The sequence below is a fragment of the Pseudomonas hamedanensis genome, assembly GCF_014268595.2.
GTDB classification, from domain to species: domain Bacteria; phylum Pseudomonadota; class Gammaproteobacteria; order Pseudomonadales; family Pseudomonadaceae; genus Aquipseudomonas; species Aquipseudomonas hamedanensis.
This window is the reverse complement of record NZ_CP077091.1, coordinates 945,569-961,851: the sequence shown is the minus strand read 5'-3', so window position 1 is coordinate 961,851 and position 16,283 is coordinate 945,569. Positions and strand designations below refer to the sequence as shown.

Sequence of the window (16,283 nt, the reverse complement as noted above, 5' to 3'; positions counted from 1 at the left end):
CCAACTAATAAGCACGATGGAGAAACACCATGAAACCTACAATGGCTCTCAAACCACTGGTTTTCGCACTTGCAGCAGTGATGGCAATCGCAGCACAGGCAGGCGGCCGTGATGACAACAACGGTCATGGTAACGGGCATGGCAACGGGCACGGTAATCACCAGCCCAAAGGCCCTACCCTGGAACAACTTCTGCAAATCACTGCCGGCGCCGGCGCCGCCGTACTTGACGTGCAAGACAGCGACGGCAACGTGGTGAAAAACCAGGGCACGCTCAATAACGCCAATGCCAGCGACTCGCTCAATGGCTCCAACGGCAACATGGGCGCCAACGTTGCTGCTGGCGACGGCAACCAGCAGGACAACGCTGCTGCACTGGCCACGGCTGACGAAAGCTTCATCTTCGGTAACGCTGTTGCGGCCTCGAGCGCGACTCAGGTCAACAACAATAACTACGTGAAAAACTCGTCGACCTTCAACAACGCCACCCTCAACAACGCAGGCAACAATGGTTCCGGCAACATCGGCATCAACGTGACAGCCGGCAACTTCAACCAGCAGAAAAACAACCTCGCCATCGCCGTATCGGGTGGCCGTGTAGCGCAGGCTGCAGCTTCTGCCAACCAGTCCTCGACTGGCCTGGTCGTCGAAAACAAAGGCGTGCAGGCGTACAAAACCGACACCCTTACCGGCACTTATGCAGCCGCTGGCACGTTCAAAGCCAGAGGCACTGCGACCATCGAAGACGACAACCATGGCGGTTGGGGTAACCGTGGCGGCGGCCACGGCGGCAACGATGATCAGAAAGCCAAGTTCGAAGCCGTGGGTACTTTTGGCCTCGCTGGCGTAACCACCCAACAAGTGTTGACCAAAGACGGCTGGAAAACCCCTGTTGTCAACAATGCCAACATGACCAACTCGATGAACAACTTCTCCGGCAACGGTGGAGCCAACGTCTCGGCCGGTGTGGGCAACCAGCAAAGCAACTCGCTGTCCATCGCCGCAGGTTGCAAAGCCTGCATGTAACGCGATCGAAACGAAAGCCCCGGCAACGGGGCTTTTCCCCGGTTCCACAAGGCGTATTCGATCATGCGAACTCCTGCCCTCCTCGCTCTGCTTTGTCTGTGTGGCCTGACTCAGGCGGCGCAGATGCCTGTCGCTGCCCTGCCGGGTGGCGTGCTCGTTTACAAGGACGTGCAGAGCCTGCGTGAGCGCAAGTTTGCCGACATCGTCGAACAGAAGACCGATTTCAGCTGCGGCGCTGCTGCACTGGCAACGGTCCTGCGCCAGGCCTATTGGCTCGACGTCGATGAGGAGCAGATCATCAAAGGCATGCTGGTCAACGCTGACCAGGACCTGGTGCGAACCCAGGGTTTCTCCATGCTCGACATGAAGCGCTACGTGGAAAGCATCGGCATGCGCGCCCGAGGCTACCGGATCCCGCCCGAGAAACTCGAAGCGGTGACCATTCCGGTGGTGGTCCTGATGGACATTCGCGGCTACAAGCATTTCGTCGTGTTGCAGCGTTCGGACAAGCACTGGGTGTACATCGCAGACCCGGTTCTCGGGCACAAACGCTACAAACATGATGACTTTGTCAAAGGTTGGAACGGTATTGTCTTCGCCATCGTGGGTCCCGGGTATGACAAGGTCAATGCCTTGCGCAGCCCTCCGGTGCCGCTGACGGCAAAGAACAAGCTGGACGGCTTCAATCCGGTCAAAGATGCGGAATTGATGGATTTCGGGTTCATTCAGAGCGACTTCTTTTAATCGCCGAGTTAGAGAATGGGACTGGATGTCCCGGGAGCAGCAAATGAAAAGCTCATACTGGCTGGCCGCCGCCTGCCTGGCAGCGAGTGCATCAGGTTTTGCCCAAGCGGGGTTCAAACCCATTGAGATCAAGGACCAGGAGCTCGCCGAGCTGCGTGGTCGGTATGTGATGCCGGGGCGGATTATCAGCTTCGGCATTGTCATGAGCAGTACCTGGCGCAACGCCAGCGGCGACCTGATCGGGGCCGCGACCTCGATGCAGATCCAGGCTGCAACGGTCAAACCGGAATTTTATGTCTCGACCATCAAGGAGTCGGGCAACGGCAGCACTCCCACACTGGGCACTGGCACCGTCATCGGTGGCGCCGGCCTCAACAGCACGCAGGGCGTGACACAAAGCGTACGCGCGGCGGGCGATGGCAACACCGCCAGCAACAATGTGGCGATCAACGTCAGCGAAGCCAGTCAGGCGCCGGCACTGCTGCCGTCGCAAGGTCAGGCGCTCGTGGCCGGACAGACCATCACCGGCAGCAACGGCGCCGGCAGCGTCGCGGTTTCCGCGTCGGGCGGTGGCGTGCAAATGGCCATTCAGGCCAGTGGCAACCAGGGCACGGCATTGCAACAAGTCGCCCAGGGCGGACTGCTACAGAACACCCGCCTGCTGGGCAGTGCCAACGTGGTCAACAACCTCACACAGCTCAACGTCGTATTGAACAATAACGGCAGAAGCGCCGGCGCACTGGACTGCAACCTGACTCAACTCGGGGCCCTACGCATAAGCGGATATTGAACTACGCTGACTCTCGATCATTGGGCTTAAAGGGACGGCTTATTCATGTATCGATCAGTATCACTGCGTGCCGCAGTGTGTTTGAGTACCCTTCTACCCGCGGCGATGCTGCAAGCAGCTCCCGACGCCGATGTAGAAGCCCTGAAACGGGAACTTCTGGAACTGAAACAACGATACGAAGTACAGCAACAGGCCCTGGCGGTACTCGAACAACGGGTTCGCCAGGTCGAAGAACAGCCCGCCGCCCCACCGCCAAAACGACTGGCCAAATCGCCATCGGACATGAAAGGCAACCGTGTCGCCACCGGCACCGGTGCAGCCGCTGCATCGGGAGGCGCCGCCGGGGGCAGTGGTGCTTCTTACGGTCAGTCGCTGGCCGACGATTCGCAACCGGCGCAAAGCGTCTCCAACCTGTATGACGAAGCCAGCGGCTTTTTTGGCGGTGGCAAGTTCAGTGTCGAGACCGGCATCACCTATTCGCGCTATGACACTCGCCAATTGATCCTCAACGGTTTCCTCGCGCTGGATTCGATCTTTCTCGGCAACATCAACCTCGACCGGATCAAGGCCGACACCTGGACCTTCGACCTGACGGGTCGCTACAACTTCGACAACCGCTGGCAATTCGACCTGAACGTGCCGGTGGTGTACCGCGAATCGACGTATCAGTCGGGTGGCGGTAACGAAGGCGCGGCCGGCGTCACCACCGAAGAAACCGTGACCAAGGACCCAACCCTGGGCGACGTCAATTTTGGCATCGCCTACAAGTTCCTCGACGAATCGGTCAACACCCCGGATGCGGTCGTCACCTTGCGGGTCAAGGCGCCGACGGGCAAGGACCCGTTCGGCATCAAACTGCGCCAGACCGATGCCAACTCCAACCTGTTCGTCCCCGATACCCTGCCGACCGGCAACGGCGTCTGGTCGATCACACCGGGTATCTCGCTGGTCAAGACGTTTGACCCGGCGGTGCTGTTCGGCAGCCTGTCGTACACGCACAACCTGGAGGAGTCGTTTGACGACGTCAGCTCCACGGTCAACCAGAAAAACCCCGGCAAGGTGCGCATCGGCGACAGCTTCCAGATCGGCGCCGGTATCGCTTTCGCGTTGAACGAGAAGATGAGTATGTCGTTCTCGGTGTCCGACCTGGTGCAACGCAAGAGCAAGCTGAAACAGGATGGCGGGGACTGGGAATCGGTGGTGTCCAGCGACGCCAACGCCGGATACTTCAACGTCGGCATGACCATTGCCGCCAGCGATAACCTGACCATCGTGCCGAACCTGTCGATCGGCCTGACGGACGATGCGCCGGACTTTTCCTTCAGCCTGAAATTCCCGTATTACTTCTAAAAGCAAAAGATCGTCCGAACGCTCGGGCCGCGTTCGGACGATCTTTTGATCTTCAGCTATCTAACGGATCTGATGTTTGTGCAGGAGCCGATAAAACGTCGGCCGCGACACACCCAACACTTTGGCGGCGACGCTGAGGTTATCGCTGTGGCGGTTCAACACGTCGCACAAGGCCTGGCGTTCGGCGCGAGTCTTGTAGTCTTCAAGTGTGCCCATGGGCGCGGTGACTGACTGCTGGCTGATCAGTCCGAGGTCGCGGGCCTCAATCTGCCGGCCTTCGGCCAATACCAGCCCGCGACGCACCCGATTGGCCAGTTCGCGCACATTGCCCGGCCAGTCATGTTTACCCATGGCGATCAAGGCATCTTCGCTGAAGCTGCGCGGCCGCCGTCCGGTTTCGTGGCTGTAGAAGTGTGAAAAGTGATTGGCCAGCATCGACAGATCACCGTGGCGTTCGCGCAGAGGCGCGGTCAGCACTTGCAGCACGTTGAGGCGGTAATAGAGGTCTTCGCGAAAGCGCTTTTGCTCGATGGCGGCCTCAAGATCGACGTGCGTCGCCGCCAGAACGCGTACATCTACCGGAATGGGCTGACTGCCGCCCACCCGCTCGATGTGTTTTTCCTGAAGAAAGCGCAGCAGATTGGCTTGCAGTTCCAAGGGCAAGTCGCCGATTTCATCGAGAAACAACGTGCCGCCATTGGCCGCTTCGATGCGTCCGACCTTGCGTTGATGAGCACCGGTAAACGCGCCTTTTTCATGGCCGAACAATTCGGACTGAATCAGGTGTTCGGGAATGGCCCCGCAATTGATCGCCACGAACGGTTTGCTGTGGCGTTGCGATTGCCGATGCAGTGTCCGCGCCACCAGCTCTTTGCCAGTGCCGCTTTCGCCACGGATCAGCACGGGCGACTCGGTGGGTGCGAGTTTGCTGAGCAACTTGCGCAGTTCGCGAATCGGTTTGCTGTCGCCGAGCAACTCATGCTCCGGCTGATCGACATGAATCGTCCCCTGCCCGCGCAGGCGTGCCATGCCGAACGCGCGACCGAGCGTGACCTGCACCCGCGAGACATCGAAGGGCAAGGTGTGGAAATCGAAAAACCATTCACAGACGAAGTCGCCAACGTTCTGTAAGCGCAGGACCTCCTGATTCAGCACGGCAATCCACTCGGTGCCACTGCGGCTGATCAGCTCCTTGACGGCTTCGGGACGTTCCAGATGAAAAGGCTGCAAACGCAGCAAGCCGACATCACACGCGCGGTCAGCGGCATGCTCCAGCGAACAACTGTCGACATCCCAGCCTGCCGTGCGCAAGCCGGGCAATAAACGGTGGCAATCGTCGCAGGGGTCGACAACCAGTAGACGGCGTAAGGCTGGCGCTTCGTTCATGTCTGATCCTTGGCGCCAAATTTTAGGAAATGATTGTAAAAACAGTCATTTGGCAGACCTGGCTGTAACACTAGCAAGATTTTGACAGAGCCTTGTACCGTTTGCTTATAGATGTACCAGCAAATCCGTTATAAGAACGGGATTGGTTAGTTGCCTATCGACACAAAACTTTCAGCACGCTTTCAAACTGCTCTTTATGGCGGGGCCATGAAATAAAGTCGAAATTTCTTTGTCTCAGGTGTGACCTGCTCCCCGGTTGCGTGCATCAGTACAAGTAACCAGCCGAACGGTAAGCCCAACCGACGGCACATCATTTGATTGGGCACTTATAGAGAGAAGACCCCATGACCGCCCCGCTCCGTATCAACGAAGCTCTTTTGATTGCCAACCACGCGTTCAAACCTTTCCAGTGCGTGGCCTGGGCACCACAAGACGGCAATGGCGAATTGAGCCTGACCGTTATCGACCGCACCAATTCCCACATCGGTCGCACACAGATTCCTAGCAGCACCTACTCTGATCCTGCGCAACTTGAGCAACTGCTGCAGCAGGCTCGAAGCGAACTTAGCAAAGAAGGTCATGAGTTGCAGTCCTGGTCGATGCCACACTGATCGCAGGACAATGCGGATGACATTCACGTCATCCGCATGCTTGCCTTAGTTGCCCTTTCTTTTTTAAAAGACATTCTTTCGTACAACTTTTTACAGCGCTTTTTCGTTAAGTTGCTTGGCAGGCTTGCGACTGGTTCAAAAAGACACTGTTCTGGCACAGTGCGACCGTCCGCCTGCTACTTCTAACAGTTGTGCTTCCTCGCGTTCAGGTTTTGAATGTTCCGCTCATGCAGTTATCCCCGCCGGCTCCCGGCCGTGGTCAACTCGCAAGGAGATGCGTGCATGTCCACCCTGAACGCCTTTGCGCTTCCAGCGTCAGCAGACCATCCGGGACCACTTGATTCGACGTTCGCCTTCCGCGGCGTTGCGCAGGTGTACTTTGCCGGCAGCTTGTCCAGCCTGACCCAGGATGTCGCCCTTGATGCCCAAGGCCGGATACTGGTGGCCGCCAAGGTCGGTACCCTTGAAGGCTGCCGTTTCGGTCTCGCGCGCTTGCTCGCAGACGGCTCGGCCGACTTGTCCTTCGGCGTTCAGGGCAGCGTGATCGGTACGTTTGCCGCGGGTTTCGAAGCCATGGCCGGCAAGGTCCAGGCGCTGCCGGACGGGCGCATTCTGCTGGCCGGCCTGCATTATGAAAACAGCCATCGCACCCTGCCCGGCCTCGCCCTGTTCGATGCGCAGGGCCGGCCAGACCCAGCGTTCGCCGATAATGGCTTTCAGGTTGTGCGACTGCCCGGCGACTTGTCCATGGGCACCCGCGACCACTGGTTGCCGCCCGGTGTCCCGGGTGTCGAAGCCTGTGATTTTGCCGTGCAGGATGACGGCCGCATCTTGCTGATCGCCAACCATCATTTCGAACTCGCGGACCATGCCGGCCTGCTCATTCGTCTGAAGGCCGACGGCAGCCTGGATGACAGCTTTAACGGCCGCGGCTTCGTGATGGTCCGCCACTTGTTGCTCAATACCTGGCTGAGTCGCCTGCTGCTGAAAAACGACGGGAGGATTGTGGTCGCCGGCTCCATCGGTTTTCCGCAAGAAGGCCTGCTTGCTGTCTACCTGCCCGATGGGCGCCTGGATGAACGGTTCGCCGTGGACGGCTTCATGGCATTCACGGCTCACGGCAAAAGCGCCCAGGTCAGTCAGGTCATCGAGTCCGGTGAGTCGCTGCAGTGTTTTGGCAGCAGTCGCGACCCGATTCGCTGCCTGGCGTTCAACCTGCACGCCAACGGCCGCCCCGACGCACATTGCAATAACGGCCAGCCCCAGTTGCTGGATATCGGCCCCAGCGGCTGCCAGTGGAGCGCCGCCCAGCGCATGGCCAACGGCAACATCATCGCAGTGGGCGCAACCATCGGCGGGGTCGAGGCCGACTTTATCGTCGCCCGGTATCGGCCCGATGGCCATCTGGATTCAAGCTTCGGCGCTGGCCATGGCTGGCTACGGACCCGCCTGGGGAGAAGCCTGGACACCGCCAACTCACTGGCGCTGCAAGTGGACGGAGCCATTGTGGTGGGCGGGTATTCGCTGGACGGCAACTACCGGGCGATGGTGGCGCGGTATCTCAATCGCTAGGCGAACAGACGGTGACAGCGTCTCACCGTTCGCGTGGATTAGCCTCGTACCTGTTGTTCTGACAGTAGGCGCTTTAGTTGATCAGCACATTCGGACGAATACTGGAGCGCCAAGGTCAAAATTTCTTGCCATGCACGCAAAACTTGATCGTTCGCAAGGCGGACGGAACAGCGTCGCCCCATGGGTGATTGAGACAAAACCCACGCCCCACTTGAACTTGCCCGTCACATCCGGCAACTTGCGCCCTTCAATAAAACAAGGAGCAACCGATGTCCGGATCAATGGCCCAGGCGTTCGCGCACAACTTTCTCGGGCAGTCGCCGCGCTGGTACAAGGCGACAATCATCGGTTTCCTGATTATCAACGCGCTGGTGCTGTTCACCGTAGGCCCGGTCGTAGCGGGCTGGTTGTTGGTGATCGAATTCATCTTCACCCTGGCCATGGCGCTCAAGTGCTACCCGCTGATGCCCGGCGGTTTGCTGCTGGTCGAAGCGCTACTGCTGAAGATGACTACGCCGCAGGCACTCTATGACGAGTTGCTGCATAACTTCCCGGTGATTCTGCTGCTGATGTTCATGGTCGCCGGCATCTACTTCATGAAAGATCTGCTGCTCTTTCTATTCTCGCGCCTGTTGTTGGGCGTGCGTTCGAAAGCAATTCTGTCGCTGCTGTTCTGCTTTTTGTCGGCGTTTCTCTCGGCATTCCTCGATGCCCTGACCGTGACTGCCGTGATCATCAGCGCGGCGGTGGGGTTTTATTCGGTGTACCACCGCGTGGCTTCGGGCAACGATCCACGCCAGGACAGCGAGTTCAGCGACGACCAGCACCTGCCCACGCTGCATCACGATGACCTGAACCAATTTCGCGCTTTCCTGCGCAGCCTGTTGATGCACGGCGCGGTCGGTACAGCGCTCGGCGGCGTGTGCACGCTGGTGGGCGAGCCGCAGAACCTGTTGATCGGTCACGAGATGGGCTGGCATTTCGGCGAATTTTTCCAGAAAGTCGCGCCGGTCTCCCTACCGGTTCTGGCGGCGGGTCTGGTGACGTGCGTGCTGCTGGAAAAGCTGCGCTGGTTCGGTTACGGCACGCTTTTACCGGATAACGTGCGCACCGTGTTGGCGAACTACGCCGCCGAAGACAACGCCGAGCGCACGACGCGTCAGACTGCAGCATTGCTGGTGCAAGGTGCGGCGGCGCTGATTTTGATCGGTTGCCTGGCCTTTCATATCGCTGAAGTCGGCCTGATCGGGTTGATGGTGATTGTGTTGATCACCGCGTTTACCGGGATCACCGATGAGCATCGCCTGGGCACTGCGTTCAAGGATGCGATGCCGTTTACCGCGCTGTTGGTGGTGTTTTTTGCCGTGGTCGCGGTGATTCACGATCAACAACTGTTTGCCCCGCTGATTCAGTGGGTGCTTGCCCTGCCGGTGGACCAGCAGCCGGGCATGCTGTTTATTGCCAACGGGTTGCTCTCGGCGATCAGCGACAATGTGTTTGTCGCGACGATCTACATCACCGAAGTCAAACAGGCCTTCCTCGCCGGCCACATGAGCCGCGAGCATTTCGAGACGCTGGCGATTGCGATCAACACCGGCACCAATCTGCCGAGTGTGGCGACGCCTAATGGTCAGGCCGCGTTCCTGTTCCTGCTGACCTCGGCGATTGCACCGCTGGTGCGCTTGTCGTACGGGCGAATGGTGTGGATGGCGCTGCCCTATACCGTGGTCATGGGCCTGCTCGGCTGGTATGCCGTGAGTTATTGGCTCTGACAGACACCACAAATCCCATGTAGGAGTGAGCCTGCTCGCGAAGGGGCAGTGTCAGGCAACCCAACCGTTGAATGACACACCGCATTCGCGAGCAGGCTCGCTCCTACAGTTGGGTTTTGTGCTGGATCAGCGCGGGAGGATGTATTGCTCGATCGCCTGGGCCACGCCGTCTTCGGTGTTTGGCGCGGTGACGACATCAGCCTGACGTTTCACCGCCTCCTCCGCCTGGCCCATGGCGATCGACAGGCCGGCGCATTTGAACATCGCCGGGTCGTTGCCGCCGTCGCCGATTGCAGCCGTTTGCTCCAGCGGCACGCCGAGGTAATCGGCAATGGTCGTCAGTGCGGTGCCTTTATTGGCCTCCAGTGCAGTGACATCGAGATACACCGGTTGTGAACGCGACACTTGTGCCATGCCGTTGACCTTCGGCAGCAGTTGCGCTTCCAGTTCGATCAACAGTTCGGTGTTGTTACTGGTGGCGACGATCTTGTCGATGCGGTCCAGATACGGTTCGAAGCTTTCCACCACTACCGGCGGGTAGCCCAGACCGTGCTGCTCGCGGGGCACCATCGGCCCGTGCGGATCCTTGAGCAACCAGTCGCCGCCACTGAAGACCCAAATCTCGACATCCGGCTGATCGGCAAATTGCGCCAGTGCGATCAGCGCCGTTGTCGCCGGTAAATAATGCGCGGCCAGCAAAGTGCCGTCGGGATTGACGATAGTGCCACCGTTGAACGCCGCGGTCGGCAGATCAACGCCCAAGGCCTCGATCTGCTGCAACATGGCGCGCGGGGGGCGTCCGGTTGCGAGGCTGAACAACACGCCCGCCTCGCGCAGCGATCGCACCGCGTCAATGGTGCGCTGACTCAGCGTGTGATCGGGCAGCAACAGCGTGCCGTCCATGTCACTCAGTAGAAAACGGATCGGTTTGCTCATCCCAGGCCATGCCAGACGCGGCCATCGCGAGTCAAAAGATCTTCAGCCGCTTTGGGGCCATCTTCACCCGCTGCGTACGTCTCGACGCTTGCATCCTCCTGCCAGGCATCGAGAAACGGCTGCACCGCGCGCCAGCCATTCTCGATGTTGTCGGCGCGCTGGAACAGTGTCTGATCGCCGGTCAGGCAGTCATAAATCAGCGTTTCGTAGCCGGTGGACGGCTGCATCTCAAAGAAATCCTTGTAGGCGAAGCCCAGCTCGATATTGGCCATGTTCAACGTCGGCCCGGGTCGTTTCGCCAGCAAGTCGAACCACATGCCTTCGTTGGGCTGAATCTGGATGCGCAGGTAGGTCGGCTGCAATTCATCCACTTCGGTGTCGCGGAACTGCGCGTAAGGCGCCGGTTTGAAGCAGATGACGATTTCGGTGTCGCGCACGCTCATGCGTTTGCCGGTGCGCAGGTAGAACGGCACGCCGACCCAGCGCCAGTTGTCGATCATCACTTTCAGTGCGACGTAGGTTTCCGTGGTGCTGTCGGGCGAAACATTGGGTTCTTCGCGGTAGCCGTTCAATGGCTGGCCGTCGCGTTCACCGGCGCTGTACTGGCCGCGAACCGAGTTGGCGCGGGCCTCCTCGACGGTCCAGGGACGAATCGCCCCCACGACCTTGGCCTTCTCGCCGCGCACCGCATCGGCGCCGAACGCCGCTGGCGGTTCCATGGCGACCATCGCCAGCAACTGAAACAAGTGATTGGGCACCATGTCCCGCAAGGCACCGGTGTGTTCATAAAAGCTGCCACGGGTTTCGACGCCGACGGTTTCGGCGGCAGTGATCTGCACGTGGTCGATGTAATGGTTGTTCCAGAAAGCTTCGAACAGGCTGTTGGAAAACCGACTGACGAGGATGTTCTGCACGGTTTCCTTGCCCAGGTAATGGTCGATCCGGTAGATCTGCTTTTCCGTCATCACCTTGAGCAGGCAAGCGTTCAAGGCTTCAGCGGTCTGCAGGTCGGAGCCGAACGGCTTCTCGATTACCACCCTTCTGAACGCTTCGGGGGTTTCTTCGAGCAAACCGGCGCTGCCGAGTCGGCGCACTACTTCGCTGAAGAAACGTGGCGCGGTGGCCAGGTAGAACACCGCATTGCCGGTACCGCTGGCGGCGATTTTCGCCGCCAGCGCTGAATAAGTGCTGTCGTCCAGAAAGTCGCCCTGGACGTAGCTGATGCCTTTGGCGAGCTTGGCCCACAAGGCCGGATCAAGCATCTGATCGCCCTTGCCGACCTTCGCCGCCACTTCGCTGCGGATGAAATCCTCGAGCTTCTGCGCAAAGGCGTCATCGGTAATTGCGTTGTGGTCGACGCCGACGATCCGCAGATTATCGTCCAGCAGGCCGTCGCGACTGAGGTTGTACAGCGCCGGCATCAGCAAGCGCTTGACCAGGTCGCCGTGGGCACCGAACAGAAACAGCGTGGTCGGTGGTGCGGGTTCTGCCTTGGATTTTCTGCGGATCGTATGGGTCATTTCTTGGCTGTCTCCACGTGGCCGCCGAAGCCGAAACGCTGTGCGGACAGGATCTTGTCGCCGAAGGTGCCCTGGCCGCGCGAGCGGTAGCGCGAGAACAGCGAGTTGGACAGCACCGGCACCGGCACCGCTTGCTCCATGGCCGCCTCGATGGTCCATTGGCCTTCGCCGCTGTCCGCTACGGAGCCGGAGAAACCGTCGAGTTTCGGGTCGCTGGCCAGCGCATCGGCGGTCAGGTCGAGCAGCCACGAGGACACCACGCTGCCGCGACGCCAGACCTCGGCAATGTCGGCCACGTTCAGGTCGAAACGCTGATCTTCCGGCAGGCGCTCGCTGGATTTGGTCTTGAGGATGTCGAAGCCTTCGGCGAACGCGGCCATCATGCCGTACTCGATGCCGTTATGGATCATCTTGACGAAGTGCCCGGCGCCGGCGGGACCTGCGTGGATGTAGCCGTGTTCGGCGCGGTGGTCGTCGGATTTGCGATCCCTGGTACGCGGGATGTCGCCCATGCCCGGTGCCAGAGCGGCGAACAGTGGGTCAAGACGCTTAACCGTCTCGGCGTCGCCACCGATCATCATGCAGTAGCCGCGCTCCAGGCCCCAGACGCCGCCGGAAGTGCCGACGTCGATGTAGTGAAGGCCCTTCTCGCCCAAAGTCTTGGCCCGGCGGATGTCATCTTTATAATTGGTGTTGCCGCCGTCGATGATGGTGTCGCCGGCTTCAAGCAGATTGCTCAGGGTGTCGATGGTCTCTTCGGTCGGCGCACCGGCCGGCAGCATGACCCAGACGGCGCGTGGCTTGTCCAGACCGGCCACCAGGGCCGGCAGGTCGGCGACGCCCATGGCGCCCTCGGCGGCCAGGGTGTCGATGAAAGCGGTATTGCGGTCGTAAACAACGGTGGTGTGACCGTTGAGCATCAGGCGCCGCGCAATATTACCGCCCATGCGGCCCAGTCCAATAATCCCGAGTTGCATGTGCTGATGCTCCTTACTACAAATAAATGTGTGTCATTGGTTATAGCCCAACGCGGTTGATGGAGGTTAGTCCAGAGCGTTGCGATGAAGTTTCCGGGCATTGTGCCCGATCCAGACTGATAACGCCTCGAATCGTGCCGAAGACACACCGACCATGAAAAATAAAAAAGTTCCATTCACAGGCAAAAGAAATCAAAATTGGCGCCGATAGTAAGTCACGCACCTCGAAAGCGAGGGCGACTTACAGTTGATGCACGCCATTTGCGAGGTGAGCAATGGGCACAGTACACACAGCAATGCCGCCACAAACCCTCTACGTCACGATCCGTCGCGATGAATTGCGTCAGTTGAAAGACGAGCGCGATCAGTTGAAACACGAGTTGGCGCAGCTGCGCGCATTGACTCAAGACGCCCAGCCCCAACCCCGCCCGGTTGTGCTGCGCGCGCCCAACGCCTGATCCCGCCTGCTTCGGGAGCGGCCATCGTCGTTCCCGACCTGTTCCACCCTGCGCTTGCGGCGGTTGCATGGCGCCGATTAACGAAACTTTCACATTCGCTTGGGGATACTCCGCCCCCATTCTGGCCGTACCTGCGCGTACGGCTTTTGTTCGTCGGTGTCATGGATGCGTTCCGGCGGTGGTTTGATGACTGAGCTGGAGTGCTGAATGGCATTGTTCAAACGCAGCAAAACGACTGCGACAGGTTTCGACTGGGCTGGTTTTCTCTGGCTGTTCGTATTTTTCTGGTACTTCTCCGGTATCACCCAACTGTTGATTCAGTTGACCGGCACTTCCGGCTTCACCGGTTTCCGCCAGGCGTTTGTCATGAGCGCGATCTGGCTGGCGCCGATGTTGCTTTTCCCCAGACACACCCGCTTGCTCGCCGCCCTGATCGGCGTGGTGCTATGGGCCTGCTCGATGGCCAGCCTTGGCTATTTCTTCATCTATGAGCAGGAGTTCTCCCAGAGCGTCATCTTCATCATGTTCGAATCGAACATCTCTGAAGCTGGCGAGTACATGACCCAGTACTTTGCCTGGTGGATGGTTCCGGCGTTCCTCGCGCATACCGCATTCGCTTACTTCCTGTGGACTCGTCTGCGCCCGGTGTACATGCCGCGTGGCCGCGCCTTCGTTGCGGCGATGGCGATTCTGATCGCGGTGATCGGCTACCCACTGGTCAAACAGACAATGCGCATGGGCTCTTTCGCCCAGGGCTTCGAAAAATTCGAAACCCGTATCGAGCCGGCCGTGCCTTGGCAGATGGTCGTGGCGTATCACCGTTATCAGGAAACCCTCGCCGACATGCAGGGCATGCTGCACAACGTGAGCAAGATCCCTCCGCTGAAAAACCTCAAGGACGCCTCCGCCAATCAGCCGGCGACGCTGGTGCTGGTCATCGGCGAATCGACCAACCGTCAGCGCATGAGCCTCTACGGCTATCAGCGCAACACCACGCCGGAACTGGACAAGCTCAAGGACCAACTGGCGGTGTTCAACAACGTCGTCACCCCTCGCCCGTATACCATCGAGGCGTTGCAGCAGGTGCTGACCTTCGCTGACGAAGAGCATCCGGACCTGTACCTGACGACTCCGTCGCTGGTCAGCGTAATGAAACAGGCCGGGTACAAAACGTTCTGGATCACCAACCAGCAGACCATGACCAAGCGCAACACCATGCTCACGACCTTCTCCGAACAGGCCGACGAGCAGGTGTACCTGAACAACAACCGCAACCAGAACGCCGCGCAATACGATGGCGACGTCATCGAGCCGTTCAACAAGGCTCTGGCTGACGCGGCGCCGCGCAAGCTGATCGTCGTGCATTTGCTTGGCACGCACATGAGCTACCAGTACCGCTATCCGCCGACGTTCGACATGTTCCAGGATCGCCAGGGCGTACCGGCGGGCGTGCGGGACGACCAGGTGCCGACCTACAACAGCTATGACAACGCCGTGCTGTACAACGACTTTGTCGTGTCGAGCCTGATCAAGGATTACGCCAAATCTGATCCGAACGGCTTCCTGCTGTACCTCTCGGACCACGGTGAAGACGTGTTCGACTCGGTCGGCCACAAAACCCTGGGCCGCAACGAAAACAAACCGACTGCGCCGATGTACACCATTCCGTTCATGGCCTGGGCATCGCCGAAGTGGAAGGAAACCCACGACTGGAACTTCGCCGCCGACCTGGAGCGACCGTACAGCAGCTCGCACCTGATCCACACCTGGGCCGACATGGCCGGCCTGAGCTTCGACGAACTCGACCGCAGCAAGAGCCTGGTCAGCGACAGCTTCAAGGTTCGCCCGTTGCTGATTGGTGATCCGTACCAGACCCAGCAGCGCGCGTTGATTGATTTCAGTTTGATGAAGCCGAAGAAGCCTGGAGACACCGTCGCAGAGGCGGCAAAGCAGTAAACCGAAGGGGCCTTGACCGGCCCCTTTTTATTTCCAGAAGCCTGCTCGAATGCCAGTAATCCCCCACCTTTGAAACCCTGCGCCCTCTCATCTTCGTATAAACGCAATTTCCCTGGATCGAAGACAAGGCAACCGAACCTGTCGACCAAGCCCTTAACACCAACTTAATGCCGCCGAACCACACTCATCTTCGAGGTCTGCTTCATGGATGAACGACTCCCACTTGTTCAGTAGGAGGCACCATGAAAATCACTACCGCAATGTTCGCTGCACTGCTCGCCCTCGTCTCTTCGAGCGTTTTCGCCGAGGGCGGCGCCGAGCGCATGCGTTACTACTACGACAACTTCCCGGTCCAGCACGCGCAAAGCGCACAGAAGGCCGACGCTGACGCAAAAGAAATCCGCGTTCCCGCCGACCAGACCGCGCAAGTCACCGAGTCTTATCGCGACTGAATGTTGTGCATCACCGATGGACCTTCCATGGCTTCGCTCTGGCCTGGAAGTAGACAGTTGGCGCCCGTTTCGGGCGCCTTTTTTATGCCTGCAGGTTCTTGATCCAGAACAGCATCTGCCCATGATCGGGATTGAACATCCCCGGGGCGAAACCGAATTTGCGGTAAGCGCCTTGTGCCACGGCGTTGCCTGCGAGGACTTCCAGGGTGATCTTGCAGCAACCGCGCTGACGAGCGATGTCCTCGACCTTGCACAGCATTTTCTGGCTCAGGCCGAGGCCGCGGAATTTGCCGACCACCGCGACATCGTGGACATTGACCAGCGGTTTGCAGGCAAAGGTTGAAAAGCCCTCGAAACAGTTCACCAGACCGGCCGGCTCGCCCCCGACAAACGCCAGCACGCTGAAAGCATAGGGCCGCCGCGCAAGTTCTTCGGGCAGGCGTTGCAACAGCTCCGGGGCGATCGGGTGTCCGCCGCCCATGGGGTCTTCTGCATAATGATTGAGCACGATACCGATGGCCTCGGCGTGTAACGGATTGGTGTAGCTGGCCTGAAGCACAAGAATTTCTGCGGAATCCATTTCCATCCCCGAACAAACAATCGCCCCGGCACGCAAAGTGCGAACTGAAAGGCTGGCCGACCTTAGCGCGAGTGCGGACCGGGCCACAATTGGAAAATAGAAAGATCCCAGCCTTCGGCAGCAGCTGCGTGGGGCCGCTGCGCTCTTTTGCTTT

Annotated in this window: 15 protein-coding genes; 10 read left to right on the top strand and 5 right to left on the bottom strand. The window is 59.3% G+C overall.

All coding sequences use genetic code 11. The annotated features are described in order from the left end of the window. Positions 1-29: 29 nt before the first annotated feature. The 4 genes from HU739_RS04160 to HU739_RS04145 all read left to right on the top strand — a co-directional run bounded on the left by HU739_RS04160 (position 30) and on the right by HU739_RS04145 (position 3,909). Positions 30-1,025: a heme utilization protein gene (locus HU739_RS04160; protein WP_186548292.1), complete on the top strand. Its 996-nt coding sequence runs from the start codon at positions 30-32 to the stop codon at positions 1,023-1,025. Between the two features lie 63 nt (positions 1,026-1,088). Beyond that, complete coding sequence (locus HU739_RS04155) at positions 1,089-1,769, top strand: C39 family peptidase (RefSeq protein WP_186548294.1); 681 nt, start codon at positions 1,089-1,091, stop codon at positions 1,767-1,769. A gap of 43 nt (positions 1,770-1,812) precedes the next feature. Beyond that, positions 1,813-2,559, top strand: coding sequence for a hypothetical protein (locus HU739_RS04150; protein ID WP_186548296.1), 747 nt, complete (start codon positions 1,813-1,815; stop codon positions 2,557-2,559). 45 nt (positions 2,560-2,604) lie between these two features. Beyond that, the gene (locus HU739_RS04145) at positions 2,605-3,909 is read left to right on the top strand and encodes a hypothetical protein (protein WP_186548298.1); all 1,305 of its coding nucleotides are present in this window, start codon (positions 2,605-2,607) and stop codon (positions 3,907-3,909) included. A gap of 60 nt (positions 3,910-3,969) precedes the next feature. On the opposite strand, the gene HU739_RS04140 is transcribed toward HU739_RS04145, so the two are convergent. Then, complete coding sequence (locus HU739_RS04140) at positions 3,970-5,295, bottom strand: sigma-54 dependent transcriptional regulator (protein WP_186548300.1); 1,326 nt, start codon at positions 5,293-5,295, stop codon at positions 3,970-3,972. Between the two features lie 344 nt (positions 5,296-5,639). On the opposite strand from HU739_RS04140, the gene HU739_RS04135 reads away from it, so the two are divergent. The 3 genes from HU739_RS04135 (at position 5,640) to nhaB (ending at position 9,250) form a co-directional block, all read left to right on the top strand. Further along, entirely contained in the window at positions 5,640-5,906 is a 267-nt protein-coding gene (locus HU739_RS04135; protein WP_186548302.1) for a hypothetical protein, read from the top strand. Between the two features lie 282 nt (positions 5,907-6,188). Then, positions 6,189-7,478, top strand: a complete 1,290-nt coding sequence (locus HU739_RS04130) for an NHL repeat-containing protein (RefSeq protein WP_186548304.1) — start codon at positions 6,189-6,191, stop codon at positions 7,476-7,478. A gap of 269 nt (positions 7,479-7,747) precedes the next feature. Further along, positions 7,748-9,250 (top strand): sodium/proton antiporter NhaB, encoded by a 1,503-nt coding sequence (gene nhaB, locus HU739_RS04125; protein WP_186548306.1) that lies wholly within the window; start codon positions 7,748-7,750, stop codon positions 9,248-9,250. Positions 9,251-9,376: 126 nt separating this feature from the next. Here the strand turns inward: nhaB and HU739_RS04120 are convergent, their stop codons facing one another. The 3 genes from HU739_RS04120 to gnd are packed head-to-tail and all read right to left on the bottom strand — an operon-like array spanning position 9,377 to position 12,683. Further along, a complete protein-coding gene (locus HU739_RS04120) occupies positions 9,377-10,186 on the bottom strand; it encodes an HAD family hydrolase (RefSeq protein ID WP_186548308.1) in 810 nt (269 codons plus the stop codon). Next, positions 10,183-11,706: a glucose-6-phosphate dehydrogenase gene (gene zwf / locus HU739_RS04115; RefSeq protein WP_186548310.1), complete on the bottom strand. Its 1,524-nt coding sequence runs from the start codon at positions 11,704-11,706 to the stop codon at positions 10,183-10,185. The genes HU739_RS04120 and zwf overlap by 4 nt, the downstream gene beginning before the upstream one ends. Then, a complete protein-coding gene (gene gnd / locus HU739_RS04110) occupies positions 11,703-12,683 on the bottom strand; it encodes a phosphogluconate dehydrogenase (NAD(+)-dependent, decarboxylating) (protein WP_186548312.1) in 981 nt (326 codons plus the stop codon). Before gnd ends, zwf begins: the two co-directional genes overlap by 4 nt. Before the next feature lie 275 nt (positions 12,684-12,958). On the opposite strand from gnd, the gene HU739_RS04105 reads away from it, so the two are divergent. The 3 genes from HU739_RS04105 (at position 12,959) to HU739_RS04095 (ending at position 15,549) form a co-directional block, all read left to right on the top strand. Next, the gene (locus HU739_RS04105) at positions 12,959-13,141 is read left to right on the top strand and encodes a DUF6026 family protein (RefSeq protein WP_186548314.1); all 183 of its coding nucleotides are present in this window, start codon (positions 12,959-12,961) and stop codon (positions 13,139-13,141) included. 207 nt (positions 13,142-13,348) lie between these two features. Then, positions 13,349-15,097 carry a phosphoethanolamine transferase CptA gene (locus tag HU739_RS04100; RefSeq protein ID WP_186548316.1) on the top strand — a complete coding sequence of 583 codons (1,749 nt, stop codon included), beginning with the start codon at positions 13,349-13,351 and terminating at the stop codon, positions 15,095-15,097. A 242-nt stretch (positions 15,098-15,339) separates the two neighbouring features. Next, positions 15,340-15,549, top strand: a complete 210-nt coding sequence (locus HU739_RS04095; RefSeq protein WP_186548318.1) for a hypothetical protein — start codon at positions 15,340-15,342, stop codon at positions 15,547-15,549. Positions 15,550-15,631: 82 nt separating this feature from the next. On the opposite strand, the gene HU739_RS04090 is transcribed toward HU739_RS04095, so the two are convergent. Continuing rightward, positions 15,632-16,129 (bottom strand): GNAT family N-acetyltransferase, encoded by a 498-nt coding sequence (locus HU739_RS04090; protein ID WP_186548320.1) that lies wholly within the window; start codon positions 16,127-16,129, stop codon positions 15,632-15,634. Between the last annotated feature and the right edge of the window lie 154 nt (positions 16,130-16,283).

Coding starts and splice junctions, on each gene's coding strand:
- HU739_RS04160 (WP_186548292.1), top strand. CDS start 30: ATGAAACCTACAATGGCTCTCAAACCACTGGTTTTCGCACTTGCAGCA.
- HU739_RS04155 (WP_186548294.1), top strand. CDS start 1,089: ATGCGAACTCCTGCCCTCCTCGCTCTGCTTTGTCTGTGTGGCCTGACT.
- HU739_RS04150 (WP_186548296.1), top strand. CDS start 1,813: ATGAAAAGCTCATACTGGCTGGCCGCCGCCTGCCTGGCAGCGAGTGCA.
- HU739_RS04145 (WP_186548298.1), top strand. CDS start 2,605: ATGTATCGATCAGTATCACTGCGTGCCGCAGTGTGTTTGAGTACCCTT.
- HU739_RS04140 (WP_186548300.1), bottom strand. CDS start 5,295: ATGAACGAAGCGCCAGCCTTACGCCGTCTACTGGTTGTCGACCCCTGC.
- HU739_RS04135 (WP_186548302.1), top strand. CDS start 5,640: ATGACCGCCCCGCTCCGTATCAACGAAGCTCTTTTGATTGCCAACCAC.
- HU739_RS04130 (WP_186548304.1), top strand. CDS start 6,189: ATGTCCACCCTGAACGCCTTTGCGCTTCCAGCGTCAGCAGACCATCCG.
- nhaB (WP_186548306.1), top strand. CDS start 7,748: ATGTCCGGATCAATGGCCCAGGCGTTCGCGCACAACTTTCTCGGGCAG.
- HU739_RS04120 (WP_186548308.1), bottom strand. CDS start 10,186: ATGAGCAAACCGATCCGTTTTCTACTGAGTGACATGGACGGCACGCTG.
- zwf (WP_186548310.1), bottom strand. CDS start 11,706: ATGACCCATACGATCCGCAGAAAATCCAAGGCAGAACCCGCACCACCG.
- gnd (WP_186548312.1), bottom strand. CDS start 12,683: ATGCAACTCGGGATTATTGGACTGGGCCGCATGGGCGGTAATATTGCG.
- HU739_RS04105 (WP_186548314.1), top strand. CDS start 12,959: ATGGGCACAGTACACACAGCAATGCCGCCACAAACCCTCTACGTCACG.
- HU739_RS04100 (WP_186548316.1), top strand. CDS start 13,349: ATGGCATTGTTCAAACGCAGCAAAACGACTGCGACAGGTTTCGACTGG.
- HU739_RS04095 (WP_186548318.1), top strand. CDS start 15,340: ATGAAAATCACTACCGCAATGTTCGCTGCACTGCTCGCCCTCGTCTCT.
- HU739_RS04090 (WP_186548320.1), bottom strand. CDS start 16,129: ATGGATTCCGCAGAAATTCTTGTGCTTCAGGCCAGCTACACCAATCCG.